The 13,299-nt window shown below is 73.2% G+C and carries 12 protein-coding genes; 6 read left to right on the top strand and 6 right to left on the bottom strand.

What is annotated here, in order from left to right; translation table 11 throughout:
- Positions 1-77 precede the first annotated feature (77 nt).
- Positions 78-527, top strand: coding sequence for a DUF2267 domain-containing protein (locus tag ABEB09_RS06750; RefSeq protein ID WP_345688083.1), 450 nt, complete (start codon positions 78-80; stop codon positions 525-527).
- A 16-nt stretch (positions 528-543) separates the two neighbouring features.
- Here the strand turns inward: ABEB09_RS06750 and ABEB09_RS06745 are convergent, their stop codons facing one another.
- Both ABEB09_RS06745 and ABEB09_RS06740 read right to left on the bottom strand, forming a co-directional pair.
- The gene (locus tag ABEB09_RS06745) at positions 544-1,629 is read right to left on the bottom strand and encodes a mandelate racemase/muconate lactonizing enzyme family protein (RefSeq protein ID WP_345688081.1); all 1,086 of its coding nucleotides are present in this window, start codon (positions 1,627-1,629) and stop codon (positions 544-546) included.
- An 86-nt stretch (positions 1,630-1,715) separates the two neighbouring features.
- Positions 1,716-2,966 carry a hypothetical protein gene (locus tag ABEB09_RS06740; RefSeq protein ID WP_345688080.1) on the bottom strand — a complete coding sequence of 417 codons (1,251 nt, stop codon included), beginning with the start codon at positions 2,964-2,966 and terminating at the stop codon, positions 1,716-1,718.
- Between the two features lie 243 nt (positions 2,967-3,209).
- Between ABEB09_RS06740 and ABEB09_RS06735 the strand changes: the two genes are divergently transcribed.
- The 4 genes from ABEB09_RS06735 to ABEB09_RS06720 are packed head-to-tail and all read left to right on the top strand — an operon-like array spanning position 3,210 to position 7,973.
- Positions 3,210-4,340, top strand: a complete 1,131-nt coding sequence (locus tag ABEB09_RS06735) for a DegT/DnrJ/EryC1/StrS family aminotransferase (RefSeq protein WP_345688079.1) — start codon at positions 3,210-3,212, stop codon at positions 4,338-4,340.
- A complete protein-coding gene (locus ABEB09_RS06730) occupies positions 4,337-5,092 on the top strand; it encodes an amidohydrolase family protein (protein ID WP_345688077.1) in 756 nt (251 codons plus the stop codon). Before ABEB09_RS06735 ends, ABEB09_RS06730 begins: the two co-directional genes overlap by 4 nt.
- Positions 5,092-5,892 carry an amidohydrolase family protein gene (locus ABEB09_RS06725; protein WP_345688075.1) on the top strand — a complete coding sequence of 267 codons (801 nt, stop codon included), beginning with the start codon at positions 5,092-5,094 and terminating at the stop codon, positions 5,890-5,892. Before ABEB09_RS06730 ends, ABEB09_RS06725 begins: the two co-directional genes overlap by 1 nt.
- Positions 5,871-7,973, top strand: a complete 2,103-nt coding sequence (locus ABEB09_RS06720) for a hypothetical protein (protein ID WP_345688073.1) — start codon at positions 5,871-5,873, stop codon at positions 7,971-7,973. Before ABEB09_RS06725 ends, ABEB09_RS06720 begins: the two co-directional genes overlap by 22 nt.
- Before the next feature lie 10 nt (positions 7,974-7,983).
- Here the strand turns inward: ABEB09_RS06720 and ABEB09_RS06715 are convergent, their stop codons facing one another.
- Complete coding sequence (locus tag ABEB09_RS06715) at positions 7,984-8,973, bottom strand: dihydrodipicolinate synthase family protein (RefSeq protein WP_345688071.1); 990 nt, start codon at positions 8,971-8,973, stop codon at positions 7,984-7,986.
- A 97-nt stretch (positions 8,974-9,070) separates the two neighbouring features.
- On the opposite strand from ABEB09_RS06715, the gene ABEB09_RS06710 reads away from it, so the two are divergent.
- Entirely contained in the window at positions 9,071-10,054 is a 984-nt protein-coding gene (locus tag ABEB09_RS06710) for an LLM class flavin-dependent oxidoreductase (protein WP_345688069.1), read from the top strand.
- Here ABEB09_RS06710 and ABEB09_RS06705 read toward each other — a convergent pair.
- Genes ABEB09_RS06705 through ABEB09_RS06695 form a run of 3 tightly spaced genes read right to left on the bottom strand, consistent with a single transcriptional unit; the run spans position 10,044 to position 13,095 of the window.
- Positions 10,044-10,847, bottom strand: a complete 804-nt coding sequence (locus ABEB09_RS06705) for a carbohydrate ABC transporter permease (RefSeq protein ID WP_345688067.1) — start codon at positions 10,845-10,847, stop codon at positions 10,044-10,046. The genes ABEB09_RS06710 and ABEB09_RS06705 overlap by 11 nt on opposite strands.
- Positions 10,847-11,836 carry a carbohydrate ABC transporter permease gene (locus ABEB09_RS06700; protein WP_380841796.1) on the bottom strand — a complete coding sequence of 330 codons (990 nt, stop codon included), beginning with the start codon at positions 11,834-11,836 and terminating at the stop codon, positions 10,847-10,849. The genes ABEB09_RS06705 and ABEB09_RS06700 overlap by 1 nt, the downstream gene beginning before the upstream one ends.
- Positions 11,833-13,095 carry an ABC transporter substrate-binding protein gene (locus ABEB09_RS06695; RefSeq protein ID WP_345688065.1) on the bottom strand — a complete coding sequence of 421 codons (1,263 nt, stop codon included), beginning with the start codon at positions 13,093-13,095 and terminating at the stop codon, positions 11,833-11,835. Before ABEB09_RS06695 ends, ABEB09_RS06700 begins: the two co-directional genes overlap by 4 nt.
- Between the last annotated feature and the right edge of the window lie 204 nt (positions 13,096-13,299).

Genomic DNA, 13,299 nt, shown 5'->3' with positions numbered 1-13,299 from the left:
AACGTGACGGTGCCCCGCAGACGGGTACCGGAAGGCGAGGACACCCGGAGGACACCCACCCGTCACAGGAGACCGTCATGGATCACGACACCTTCATCGGGCAGGTCCAGCACCGCGCCCACCTGGACAGCCGGGGCGCGGCCGAGACCGCGACCCGGGCCACACTGGAAACACTCGCCGAACGCGTCCCCGCTGGCCTGGCGGACAAGCTCGCCGCCCAGTTGCCCCGGGAGATCGGAGAGAGCCTGCGCCGTGTGGCGACGGCGCCGGACCAGCCGGCCACCGGCGTCCACATGAGCAACCGCGAGTTCTTCGACCGCGTGGCCCGCCGCGCCGGGGCGAACACCGCCAAGGCCGCCCACGAGGCCCGCTGCGTCATGGAGGTCGTCAGCGACGCGACCCAGGGCACCCTGACGGAGAAGGTCCGCCAGTCCCTGGACGCCGAGCTGGCCACCAGCCTCTTCGCCGGCAGCACCGGCCACAACGCCCACACGGGTGAGGGACGCCACCGCGCCACCGGAGCGTAGGCCGGGGCGCGAAGCCTCAGGCCGGGGTCAGGGCGTGCCCCAGACCGGGCGCGCCGGGGAGGTCGACGTGCCCGCTGCGCGCCGTCGCGGCGAACGCCGCGGGCGCCAGCGGCTCCGCGTCGACCAGCAGCGGGCCGACCAGGTCCGGCGGGACGGTCGCGTGGGGCAGGGCCGCCGACAGGTGCGCGGCGGCGAGCGTGGCGACGCCCAGCTCCGGCATCGTGCCGATCTTCACCGTCAGCCCCGCCGCCTCCGCGAGCGCCGCGACCTGCCGGGCCCGGTGCAGCCCGCCCACCTTGAGGATCTTGATGTTGAGGACGTCGGCCGCCCCCCGCCGGACGATCTCCAGCGCGTCGTGGAGCGACTGCAGCGACTCGTCGGCCATGACCCGCACCCCGCCGCGGCCGCGCAGGGCGGCGAGGCCGTCCAGGTCCCAGCGGGGGAGCGGCTGCTCCACCAGATCGAGGCCCGCGTCCGCGAGGCGTCCCACCGTGCGGGCGGCCTCGCCCGGCGCGTACCCCTCGTTGGCGTCCAGGGACAACTCCACGGACTCCGGTACGGCCTTGCGGACCGCCGTCACCAGCGCCACGTCCCGGGCCGGGTCCTCGCCGCCCTTCAGCTTGATGTGCGGGAAGCCCAGCTCCGCGTAGCGGGCCGCCTCCTCCGCGGTCTCCTCCAGCGTGCCGAGCCCCACCACCCACGTCGTCGGCACGCGCCCGGTGACCCGCCCGCCGAGCAGCAGGTGGAGCGGCCATCCGGCGGCCCGGCCCGCCAGGTCGTGCAGCGCCAGGTCCAGCGCGGCCTTGGCCAGGTGCTGGCCACGGATGGCCGCGTCCATCGCGGTGTGCGCGCCCGCCAGGTCGCGCGGGTCGCGGCCGATGAGCGCGGGCCCGACGTGCTCGGTGACGGCCGCGCTCAGCCCGGCCAGGGTCTCCCCGGTGTAGGCGGTCATCGGGGACGCCTCGCCGAAGCCGGACAGCCCGTCGTCGGTGCGGACCTCCACGACGAGGCTGACGAGTTCGGGGCTCGTGCCGCTGCTGATGGCGAACGGACGGCGATACCGGGCACGGACGACGCGGGTGTGGAACGAGGCGATCTTCACGCGCGAGCTCCTTCGTTTCCGCCGTGGGGGGGGGCGGCTGGGTGGTTTCGGCCCGGACCGTAACTGCCGTCGGACGGCTGCCCCGGCTACAGATGGAAGCGGTAGACGATGGGCGGCCGGCCGGTCCGCCCCTCCTGGCGGCTGCCGGTCGCCACGGCGACCCCGGCCCGTTCGAGGCGCTTGAGGATGCGCCGCGCGGTGCGCTGCTGCACGGACAGGTGCTCGGCCACCCGGTGCGCGGTGACACCGTCCCCGGCGTCCGCGGCGGCCAGCTCCCGCAGCCGGTCCAGGGTGTCCGGGCGCAGTCCGACGCGCCGGGCGAGCAGGGCGGAGGCCTCGGGCGGGGGCACCACGGCCCCCGGGGCGTCCACGGCGCGACCGGCGGCCAGCACGATGTCCACGTCGTCCGGCATCGACACCACGCCCGCCGCGCCGCCCACCGCGCGGGCCCGGTTCACGGCCCGGCGGGCCAGCGCCTCCGCCTCGGCGGCCGTACGCCCCAGGCCGAAGCCGAGGTGCGCGGTGCCGTGCCGGGCCGCCAGGGCGTCGAGGAACGGCAGCCGGGTGAACCCGTCGGTGGCTTTCTCCAGCGCGCCCCGCGTGGTGACGACCAGCCGCTGACCCTCCGTCAGGTCCGGAAGGTCGGCGAGGCTGCCGCCGAGCACCCCGATGTCCGCGGCCAGCCGCTCGTCCTGCGCCGGCAGGTCCACGATGCCGAGCGCCACCTGGGCGTCACCGCCGTGCAGCCCCGCCGTGGCGAGCAGCAGTGCCCGGAGCGTGGCGTGTATGGAGTGCCGCGACGGGGCGAGCCGCACCGCGTGCGTCTCGTGCTCCAGCACCTGGAAGGCCGAGCCCAGACAGGTGATCGCCACCCGGCACCGGTGGCCGTCCCGGGCGTCCAGGTGGAAGTCGACGAGGTCCTGCGAGGTGAGCCCGGGACGGTACGGCAGCACCCGGACGTGCTCGGTGGGCAGCTTCGCCTCGGTCAGCGTCTCCAGCACCTCGTCGTGGCGCAGCGTGTCGATGGAGACCCGCGACACGTCGTGCCCGAGGCGCAGCAGTTCGACCAGGGCCCGCAGCAGCGTGGCTCCGTTGTACGGCACGTACATCGCGGGCCGGTCGAGCAGCCCGCCCGCCTCGGCCAGCGCGTGCGGCACGACCCCGGTGAACAGCAGCGCGTCGGCCCGGGAGCGGCGCGCCAGGGCGACCACCGCGCCGGTCTCGTCCTCGTGCCGGTAGGGCAGCGGCAGCAACTGTGCCGACGCGGCCCGGCCGCCCACCGCGACCACCTTGTGGACCAGGTCCTCGGGCCCTATCACGCCGACCATGAGCGGCATGGGCCGTCTCCGTTCTGTGTTCTCGCGCCCGCTTCGCCTCCGGGGCGCTGAAAGCGGCTGCCGAACGGTCGACCGTGCCCGGCGCTCCGCGCCTGCGCGCGCTCTCCCTTACGGCAGCCGCGCGCCCCTTCGGCTCCGCGAGCCGCTACGCCGCACCGTGTCACGCCTGATTGACGGCCGGTCACCAGGGTTCTACTTTCGGCCCAGGCCATAATCGCGTGCTGCCGAGAGGATAATCCCCCGATGCCGCAACGGGAAATGCCGCTGCCCACAGTTCTCGATCCACGCGGAAGGACGTTCGGCCGGGAGGAGCGCGAAGCGGTCCTCCGGGTCCTCGACTCGGGCGTCCTGTGCGGCGCCTTCGGCCAGGAGACGCGCTCCCTGGAGACGGAGATGGCGGCCCTGTACGGGCGTGCCGAGGCCGTCTCGTGCAGCTCCGGCACCGCCGCGCTCCACCTCGCCGTCGCCGCCACCGGAGCCGGTCCCGGCGACGAGGTCGTCACCACGCCCATCTCCGACTTCGGCACAGTCGCCCCGGTCCTCGCCCAGGGCGCCCGCGTCGTCTTCGCCGACGTGCGCGCCGACGACGGCAACCTCGACCCGGACGCGGTGGAGGCCGCCGTCACCCCACGCACCAAGGCCGTCATCGCCGTTCACCTCTTCGGGGGAGCCGCCGACACCGTACGGCTCCGCGAGATCTGCGACCGGCACGGCCTGACCCTCATCGAGGACTGCGCCCAGGCGTGGTTCGGCGAGGACCCGGCCGGGCGCCTCCTCGGCACCCTCGGCGACATCGCCTGCTTCAGCCTCCAGCAGTACAAGCACATCACCGCCGGCGACGGCGGCCTCACCCTCACCGACGACCCGGAGCTGGCCCGCCGTATGCGGCTGTTCATGGACAAGGGCTGGGACCGCACCGAAGGCCGCATCCACCGCACCATGGGCCTCAACTACCGCATGACGGAGCTGGTCGCCGCCGTCGCCCGCGCCCAGCTCACCCGGCTGCCCGGCGTCGTCGCCCGCCGCCGCGCCACCGCCGGGCAACTCGCCGAGGCCCTCACCGGCATCGACGGCGTCCGCCTGGCCGCGCGGGAACCGCTCACCGGCCACGCCTGGTGGGTGGTGCCGCTCCTGGTCGACGACAACGTCCGCTGGGCCAAGGGCCTGGAGGCCCTCGGCGTCCCCGCCCTGCCCGGCTACCTGGAACGCCCGCTCTACGCCAATCCGGCACTGTCCGGGTACGCGCCGGGCCTGTGTCCTCGCGCCGAGCGGCTGATCGACCGTACGTTGCTGGTTCTTCCGTGGAACGAGGGGTACAGCGAGGGCGACGTGGACCGCGTCGCCCGGGCGCTGGGGAAGGTCGCGACAGCGTGAGCGCGCCGCACGAGACATACGCATGGCTGCACCCGACACCGCAGGAGCACATCGGCTGGGACGTCGACGTGCTCTACGGGCCCTGGCCCCGCCACCACCGCGACACGACCCTCGCCGAGGTCCGCGAGCGCCTGCGCGCCTCGCCCGTCGCGGGGGCGCTCGCCCTGTCCACCCGCGGCCCCCTGTTCGACGACGCCGCCGGCAACGCCGAGACGCTGCGCGACCTCGCCGACTGCCCCGAACTCCTGCCCGTGGGCACCGTCGACGTGCGCGACGCCCTGACCGCCGAGGAGCGGCTCGACGAACTGACCGCCGCGGGAGTGCGGTTCCTGCGCCTGTTCACCATCGAACAGGCCGCCGATCCCGGCTTCCCCGGCTACCGCAGGGTCGTGCGGCTCGCCGTCGAGCGCGGCATGGTGCTCCTCCACGACGGCGACCCGCGCCGCTTCGGACCACCCCTGACCGGGTACGGAGCACATGTCGTCTTTCTCGACCTGCACGCGTACCTGCTCGCCGACTTCCTCCTCCTCGCCCGCGAGGAACCCGGCTTCAAGGCCACCACCCGCATGCTGTCCGGTCCCGACTCCATCGAACGGGTCGTCGACTCCGTCGGCCCCCGCCACCTCGTCTTCGGCTCACGCACCCCCTTCATGGACCTCTCCCCCCAGACCCTGAAGCTGCGGTACGCCGACATCTCGGACGACGACCGCGCCGCCATCGCCACCAAGAACGTCGAGGAGCTGCTCGCCTGATGCCGATCATCGATGTGCACGCCCATGTCGGGCGCTGGCAGTTCCATCTGACGACCGGTGACGCCGACACCAACCTCCAGCAGATGGACCGGTACGGCATCGACCTGCAGATCGTCTCCGCGTCCGAGGCGGTGGTGTACGACGCGGTCGCCGGCAACGCCGCCCTGCACAAGACCCTCGCCACCCGGCCGCGGCTGCTCGGCTACGCCGTCGTCAACCCCAACCGCGTCGACGAGAGCGCCGTCGACCTGCGCCGCTGCCTGGACACCGGCCGGTTCGTCGGCGCGAAGATCCACACCCACTACCCCGGCCGGCTCCCCGGCTCCCGCGAGATGGCCGCCGCCTTCGACGTCGTCGCCGAGGCCGGCGTACCGCTGCTCCTGCACACCTGGGGCCGCGAGGTCACCCTCCTGCCCGAGCTGGTCGAGGCCCGCCCCGGCCTGCGCGTCATCATGGGCCACGCCGGGGGCGACGCCTGGCGCGAGGCGGCGCACGCCGCGGCCGCCTGCGACCGGCTCTACCTGGAGCACTGCCGCACCGCGACCGACGCGGGCCGGATCGACTACGCCCGCGAGGCCGGAGTGCCGGTCGAGCGCCTGCTGTTCGGCACGGACGCCACCCTCATCGACCCGTGCGTGTCGCTCGGCGTGATCCGCGACGCGCACTTCACCCCCGACGAGCTGGAACGCGTCCTGTGGCGCAACGCGGCGGAGCTGTTCCACCTGGAAGTGCCGCACCGCACCCCCCACGCTCCGAACTCCCGGAAGGAGAGGGACGCATGGAACGCAGGCGACTACTGAACGCGGGAGCAGGTCTCACCCTGGCCGCCCTGGCGGGCCAGGCCGCGGCCGCCGCCCCGGCCACCGCGGCCGCACCCACCGCCGGCCCCGGCACCACCGGTACCACCGGCGCCACCGCCCCCAGCGGCACCGCCGACACCGCGGCCCGCTGCTCGGGCCCGCAGATCACCACGTACGGCATCGCCTCCTACACCGCGGCGATCGTCGGCACCGCCGTCCTCGGGAACTCCGCCTACGTGGTCGCCCGCGGCCAGAACCCGCCCCTCGTCGGCGAGATCGACCTGACGACGAGAAAGCTCACCAGATCCTTCCGCCTCACCCGGGGCGAGGGCGGCTGGGCCGCCACGGTCTCCGGCGGGCACCTCTACATCGGCACCTACCCCTACCCCGACCTCTACCGCTTCGACCCGGCGACCGGCGCCGTCACCCGCATCGGCACCATAGGGCCCACCGGCGGCTTCGTCTGGTGCCTCACCACCGCACCCGACGGCACCGTCTACGCGGGCACCTACCCGCGCGGCGAGGTGTGGGAGTACCGCCCCACCACCGGCGTCCTGCGCAACCTCGGCCAGGCCATGGCCGGCGAGCAGTACGTACGCGGCATCGCCGCCGACGACCGGTACGTGTACGCGGGCACCCTGCCGCGCGGCCACATCGTCACGTACGACCGGGCGACCGGCGCCCGGCAGGGCACGATCACCCCCACCCCGTACGGCGGGGCGTCCGCGCTGCTCGCCCACGGCGGCCGCGTCATCGCCTCCCTCGGCAAGTCCCTCGTCGACCTGGCGCCCGACGGCAGCGACGCCCGCGTGATCCCCATCCCGGCCGCCGAACGCCTCGGCGACGCCATGACGGTGACCTCCGACGGCACCCTGTACCTGGTCGGCCGCCCCACCGGCACCGTCTACCGCCGCGACGGCGACCGGCTCCTGCCCGTCGCCACGCCCGCGTCCGGCGACGAGCACCGGGCGCTCGCCCCGCTCCCCGGGCGCAAACTGCTCGGCGCGGTCGGCAGCGGCCGCCTGTGGTGGCTGGACCTCGCCACGGGCGGCTCCGACATCATCGAACTCATCGACGTGGGCCTGTCGGGACCCGACCCCGTCCAGTCCGTCGCCCACGACGGGTTGGTGGCCGAGGGCACCGTCCATGTGGGCGGCCACTTCTCCCTCACCACGCACCACCCGGCGCGCGGCACCAGCCGGCGCATGCGCATCCCCGGCGAGCCCAAGCAGATGAGGGTCGTCGACGGACGCGTGTACGCGGCGATGTACCCCAGCACCGAGTTCCTGGAGATCGACCCGGCCCGTGGCCGCATCCGGTCGTTCGGCTTCGTCGACCACGACCAGCAGCGCCCCAAGGACCTGGCCTACGTCCCCGAACACGACCTGCTGCTCCTCGCCACCGCGCCGCCCGCCGGCTACCTCAAGGGCGCGCTCACCCTCGTGGACCGCCGCCGCCGCACCCTCAGGGTGTACCAGGACGTCATCCCCGACCAGAGCGTGATGTCCGTGGCCGTCGACGACCGGCGCGGCCGCCGCATCGCGTACCTCGCCGGCGACACCTGGGGCGGCGGCAGCGTGCCGCCGGTCCGGCCGAGCGCCACCGTGGCGGCGTTCGACCTGCGCACCCGTCGGGTGCTGTGGGAGCACACGCCCGTCGAGGGCAACGCGAGCCTCGAACACATCGAGGTGCTGGGCGGTGTGCTCTACGGCGTGTACAAGCGGGCCGCGGGCCACTGGTTCGCCATGGACCTCGACACGCGGGAGATCCTGGTGACCGGTCAGCTGCCCAGCTACGGCGAGCTGTCCGTGCACTTCGGCCAGGTCTTCGCCTCGGTGTTCGGCGGCTCCGTCTACCGCCTCGGACCCGGCCTGCCCGAGGCCCAGCTGGTCGTCAGCGGCCTCGGCGACGGCTGGTACAACCCGCCGCAGCTCGCCTGGGAGAAGAGCACCTGGCACGCGTGGGGCGTGGCGACCCGCGACCTGGCCCGGCTGCGTCTCGACCCGCTGTGCGACATGGGCGACGCGGCACTGGTCCGCAGGCCCATCGAGGCCATCCTCAAGTCGCTCCTCGCCAACTGACGTCCATCAGTCAGGAGCTGGCTGGGCCGTCGTCGTCCTTGGAGAGCCCCTCCAGGCAGGCGACGACGGCCCGCCGCTCCGCCTCCGGCAGCACGGGCCCGTACGGGTCGTGCGCGGCCTCCTCCGGGAGCAGCCCCTCCCACACCGCCGCCCACATCATCCGCTGCACGTACCCCTCGATCGGCGCGTAGAAGGTCGCCTTCGCGAACCGGTCCAGCCGCCCCGACGCCCGGACGAACCCCGCGTGGTCCCCGGCGCGCCACGCCGACAGCACCGCCGCCGTCAGCTCCACCCGGGCGGCCGCGATCCCCACGAGCGCCGAGTCCGCGCCCCACATCAGCGACGGCCCGAACATCCGGTCCTCGCCCGTCACCACCAGCTTCCCGTCCCGCGCGCCGGCCGCGTCGATCGCGTCCTGGCAGGCCATCGCCCGGTCCAGCGTCGCCAGCTTGACGCCCGCCACCGACGGCAGCGCCAGCAGCCGCGCCACCAGCTCCGGCGGGTACGGATAGCCCCCCGCCCCGCCGTGCAGGAAGAACCCCAGCACCGGCAGCCCCGACGCCTCGGCGACCCGCTCGTGCAGCGCCACCGCCGCCCCGTCGTCCCCGTCGAGCTGCGCCAGCGGATACACCATCACCGCGTCCGCGCCGCCCTCCGCGGCCCGCACCGCCATCGCCACCGTGGCGTCCACCGCGTCCCGCAGCCCCACCGGGCCCACCGCGCGCGGCACCCCCGCACCGGCCACCACCGGCCCGTCCACGGCCGCCCGCCACGCCGCCAGCACCCGGTCCCGGTCCGCGTCCGACAGGTACAGGCCGCGTCCCGTGTGCGCCCACACCGCGACCCCGCCCACCGGGCCGGCCGCGATGCGCTCCGTGTAACCGCGCAGCGCGCCGTGGTCCACCACGCCCCGCGCGTCCATGGGGGTGACGACCGCGGGCAGCACCGTCCCGCGCAGCCGGGCGGCCAGAGTCTCCGTCAGGTTCTGCGTCACGGACATACGGCACGCTCCCGTGTCTGTCGCGGTGTCCTGTGATGACCGTCGCCGACACGCTAGCCTTTACGGTCCGGACCGTAAAGGAAGGGATGGCGCTCCCATGCGACTCGGTCTGTACGTCAACCTCTACGCCGACAAGGACGACCGGCCCCGCCTCGCCGACGCCGTCGAACAGGTGCGTCTCGCCGAACAGGCCGGGTTCGCCTGGGCCGTGCTCGGCGAGCGCCATCTGCACCGGCCCGGCTACCACGAGGCCCTCACCTCACTGGCGTACCTCGCCGCCCACACCGACCGCATCGGCCTGGCGACCGCCGGACTCATCGCCCCCGTCCACCACCCGGTCCACCTCGCCGAGACGCTCGCGCACATCGACGTCCTCTCCGGCGGCCGGCTGACCGCCGGGTTCGTCCTCGGCTACCGGCCCGAGGAGTTCACGCTCTACGGCACCCAGCCGCACGAGCGCGTGTCGCGCTTCGAGGAGTGCGTCGACCTGGTCACCCGCCTGTGGACCGAGGACAAGGTCACCCACGAGGGCCGCTGGCACCGTGTCGAGGACGCCTTCCTCTCGCCCCGCCCGGTGCAGAGCCCCCGCCCCCGTATCTGGAACGGCGGCCGCGTCCCGGCCGCGCTGGAGCGCACGGCCTACCTCTGCGACGGCTGGACCACGTCGTTCAACGAGACCGACGAGGAGCTGCCGCAGAAGATCGCCCTCTACCGGGCCGCCCCGCGCGGGCCGCGCTCCCTCGGCGCCGAGGTGATCGTCTGCCGCGAGGGGTACGCCGCCCCCACCACCCAGCAGGCACGCGCCGCGCTGGAGCGCCCGCTGCGGCGGCTGTACGACGCCTACGGCGACTGGAAGCGCACCTCCGCCGACGCCGCGCGCTACGCCCAGCCGTGGGAGGACATCGCCGCCCGATCCGTGATCGGCTCGACCGCCGAGTGCCAGGACCGGATCGCGCGCTACGCGGAGATGGGCGCCGACGCGCTGGTGCTGCGCATCCAGCCGCCCGGCATGCCGCAGGCGGACGCCCTGAAGGCCATCGAGGGGTTCGGCTCGCTGCTGGGCGGCGGCCTCACGACTTGAGGCCGCTGGTGGCGATGGAGTCCGTCAGATAGCGCTGGAGCAGCCCGAAGACCAGCAGGCACGGCACGACGGTGATGGTGGCCCCGGCCATCATCTGGTTGATGGTGACGTTCTCGCCCTCCAGGGTCGCGAGGCCCACCGTCAGTGTCCGCATGGCCTCCGACTGCCCGATGACCAGCGGCCACAGGAAGTCGTTCCAGTGCCACAGGAACACGAACACGCCGAGCGTGGCGAGGATCGGCCGGATCAGCGGCAGCACGACCGTCGTGTAGACCCGCCACTCCGACGCCCCGTCGATCTTCGCCGCCTCGAACAGCTCGTCCGGCAGCTGCACGATGAACTGCCGCATCAGGAACACGGCCTGCGAGTTCGCCAGGGTCGGCACGATCAGCCCCCAGTACGTGTCCACCCCGCCCAGCTCCGAGACGAGGATGTAGTAGGGGACGAGCGTCGCCTGGAACGGCACCATCAGCGTCGCCAGGAACGCCCAGAACAGCACCTCCCGACCGGGGAACCGCTTCTTGGCGAACGCGTACCCGGCCATCGACGCGAACAGCAGGATGAGCAGCACCGACACCAGCGAGTAGACCAGCGAGTTCACCGCCCAGCGGGCGATGTCGGCCGTCTCGAGGATCTCCGAGAAGTTGCGGAACGTGGCGCGCGTGACGTCGAGGGCGCCCGGGAGCGTCCGGCCCCCGTACGGCGCGAAGGCCACCAGCACCATCACCACGAACGGTGTGACGGTCACGACCGCGACCAGCACCAGCAGGACCGGCAGCCTCAGCCGCGCCATCAGTCCGTCTCCCTTCCGATGAGCCGCCGCTGGATCAGCGAGAACACCAGCACGACCAGGAAGAGCACCAGGCCGATCGCGCTCGCGTAGCCGAAGTCGAAGAACTTGAAGCCCGAGTCGTACAGGAAGTACACCAGCGAATAGCTGGCCCGCACGGGCCCGCCGGCGGTCATCACATACATCGCGTCGAAGACCTGGAACGCCTGGATCGCCTCGATGACCAGCACGAAGAACAGCACGGGCCGCAGCAGCGGCAGCGTCACCCAGCGGAACCGCTGCCAGGCGCTCGCGCCGTCGATGACGGCCGCCTCCGTCACCTCGCGGGGCACCGACTGGAGGCCCGCGAGGAGGATCAGCATCGAGTAGCCGAACCCCTTCCACGCGGCGGTGGCCGCGATGGACGGCAGCACCAGGCGCTCGTCGCCGAGGAAGTCGACCGGGCCGAGCCCGAGCGCGCCCAGCGAGGCGTTCAGCAGGCCGTCCTCCACCTCGTAGATCCACTTCCAGATCACCGCGGCGAGCACGATGCTCGTGACGTACGGCAGGAAGAACAGCCCCCGGAAGAAGCCGCGCAGCCATACCGTGCGGTGCAGCAGCACCGCCGTGCCGAGCGCCAGCAGCACCGTCATCGGCACGTAGACCGCGGTGTAGACGGCGGTGACGCCCAGGGACTCCCAGAAGAGGTCGTCGCCGAGGAGCCGGGTGTAGTTGGCGACGCCGATGAAGGTCCACTCGCCGTTGAGCCGGTAGTCCGTCAGCGACAGCAGCGCCGCGCCGATCGTCGGGCCGAACCGGAACACGGCGAACAGCGCGAGCATCGGCGCGACGAACGCGAGCCCGATCCAGGCCTCGCGCCGCCGCGCGGGGCTCAGCCGCGCCCGGCGCCCGGGGCGCCCGGGCCCGGCCGGAAGCGGCACCGGTTCGACCACCGGCCGCGGGGTCCGCTCCGGCTCGCCCGGTGCCGCCGCGCGCGGCTCGACCTTGCTCAACGCTGCCGCGCCAGCAGGTCGTCGCCCGCCTTCTGCGCCGCGGCCAGCGCCTGCTCCGGGGTCTTCTTGCCGGTGAGGGCGGCCTGGATCTCCGGCGCCAGCAGCGCCATCAGCTGCCGGGCGGCGGGGTGCGGCTCACCGGGGAAGGTGTGCGTGAGGGCTTCCTGGTACTGCTTGGCGTACGGGCTGTCGTTGGGCACCGTGACGTCCGAGCGCGGCGAGAAGAAGCCGCCCGCCTTGCCCATGGCCGCGATCTGCTCCGGCTGCGTCATGTACGCGAGGAACTTTTCCGCGCCGGACAGGTTCTTCGTGCGGGAATTGATGGCGAGGCCGCCGGGCAGGCCGAAGCAGACCTGCTTGCCGGGGCCGGAGAGGGCCGGTCCCACGATCACATTGCCCTTGCCCCACGCCTTCTCCGCCAGGACGGCGTCGGCGGGCGTGTTGGTGTAGCCCATCGCCACCTCCTGGTTGCCGAGCGCCTGGTCGGTGAAGAGGTTGGCGTTGGTCATCGCGGACCTCGGCACCGCGCCCCGTTTGTAGAGGTCGACGAGGAAGGTGAGCGCCTTCACGCCCTCCGGGCCGTTGAACGCGGTCTTCTCCCCGCTCTCGTCGAACACGCGTCCGCCCGCCTGCCACAGCAGCGGGTAGAAGCTCATGTTGAGCGAGGCCTCGTTGCTCGCCGAGTAGTCGAGCGTGGCCGCGCCGGCCTGCTTCAGCTTCGGGGCGGCGCTCCGGATGGCGTCCCAGGTCGCCGGGGGCTCCTTTATCCCCGCCTTGTCCAGCAGCTTCTTGTTGTAGAGGGTGCTCGTGACGGTCTGGTAGATGGGCGCGGCGTAGACCTTGCCGTCCCGGGTCATGGCCTCCAGCGTCGCCGGGCGGTACGCGGCTCTCGCCTTCTCGATGGCCCGGTCCACGGGGTGCAGCGCCCCGTTCGCCTGGAACTGCGGGATCTGGTCCGGGATGAGCAGCACCACGTCGGGGCCCTTGCCGCTGCCGAACGCGGTGGCGAGCTTCTGGTCCCGGTTCTCCCAGGGCTGCTGCTCGATGGTGAGGTCGACGCCCTTCTCCGTCGCCTCGAAGCCCTTCTCGATGCCGTCCCAGAAGGCGTCGTTGGCCTTCGGATCCATGATCACCGGATACATCCAGACGGTGACCTTGTCGGACCCCGAGCCGCCGGAGCCGGTGCAGCCGGCCGCCGTGAGAGCGGTGAGCGTCAGAAGGGCGAGAGGAACGGTGGCGCGCTGGAACCCTGTCTTCATGGGGGCCTCCGGATAGCCCTGGGACCTGGACAGTTTCGGCCTGGGCCGAAAGTAACGGCGCTGTTTGGGGGTGTCAATGCTGCCCGCCCGGGCGGGCGGGTAAGCCCCGCCGTATGGACGCTGCCTGATGGTCCGTCGGGGGAGGGGAGTCCAGGATTCGCCCAACGTCCGGCCAATGAATGATCAAGTACGGCGGCGCGCGGC

Source organism: Streptomyces coeruleoprunus (assembly GCF_039542925.1).
In the GTDB taxonomy this organism is placed as follows: Bacteria; Actinomycetota; Actinomycetes; order Streptomycetales; family Streptomycetaceae; genus Streptomyces; species Streptomyces coeruleoprunus.
Note: the sequence above shows the minus strand (reverse complement) of the source record. Positions and strands in the feature narration are given on the sequence as shown.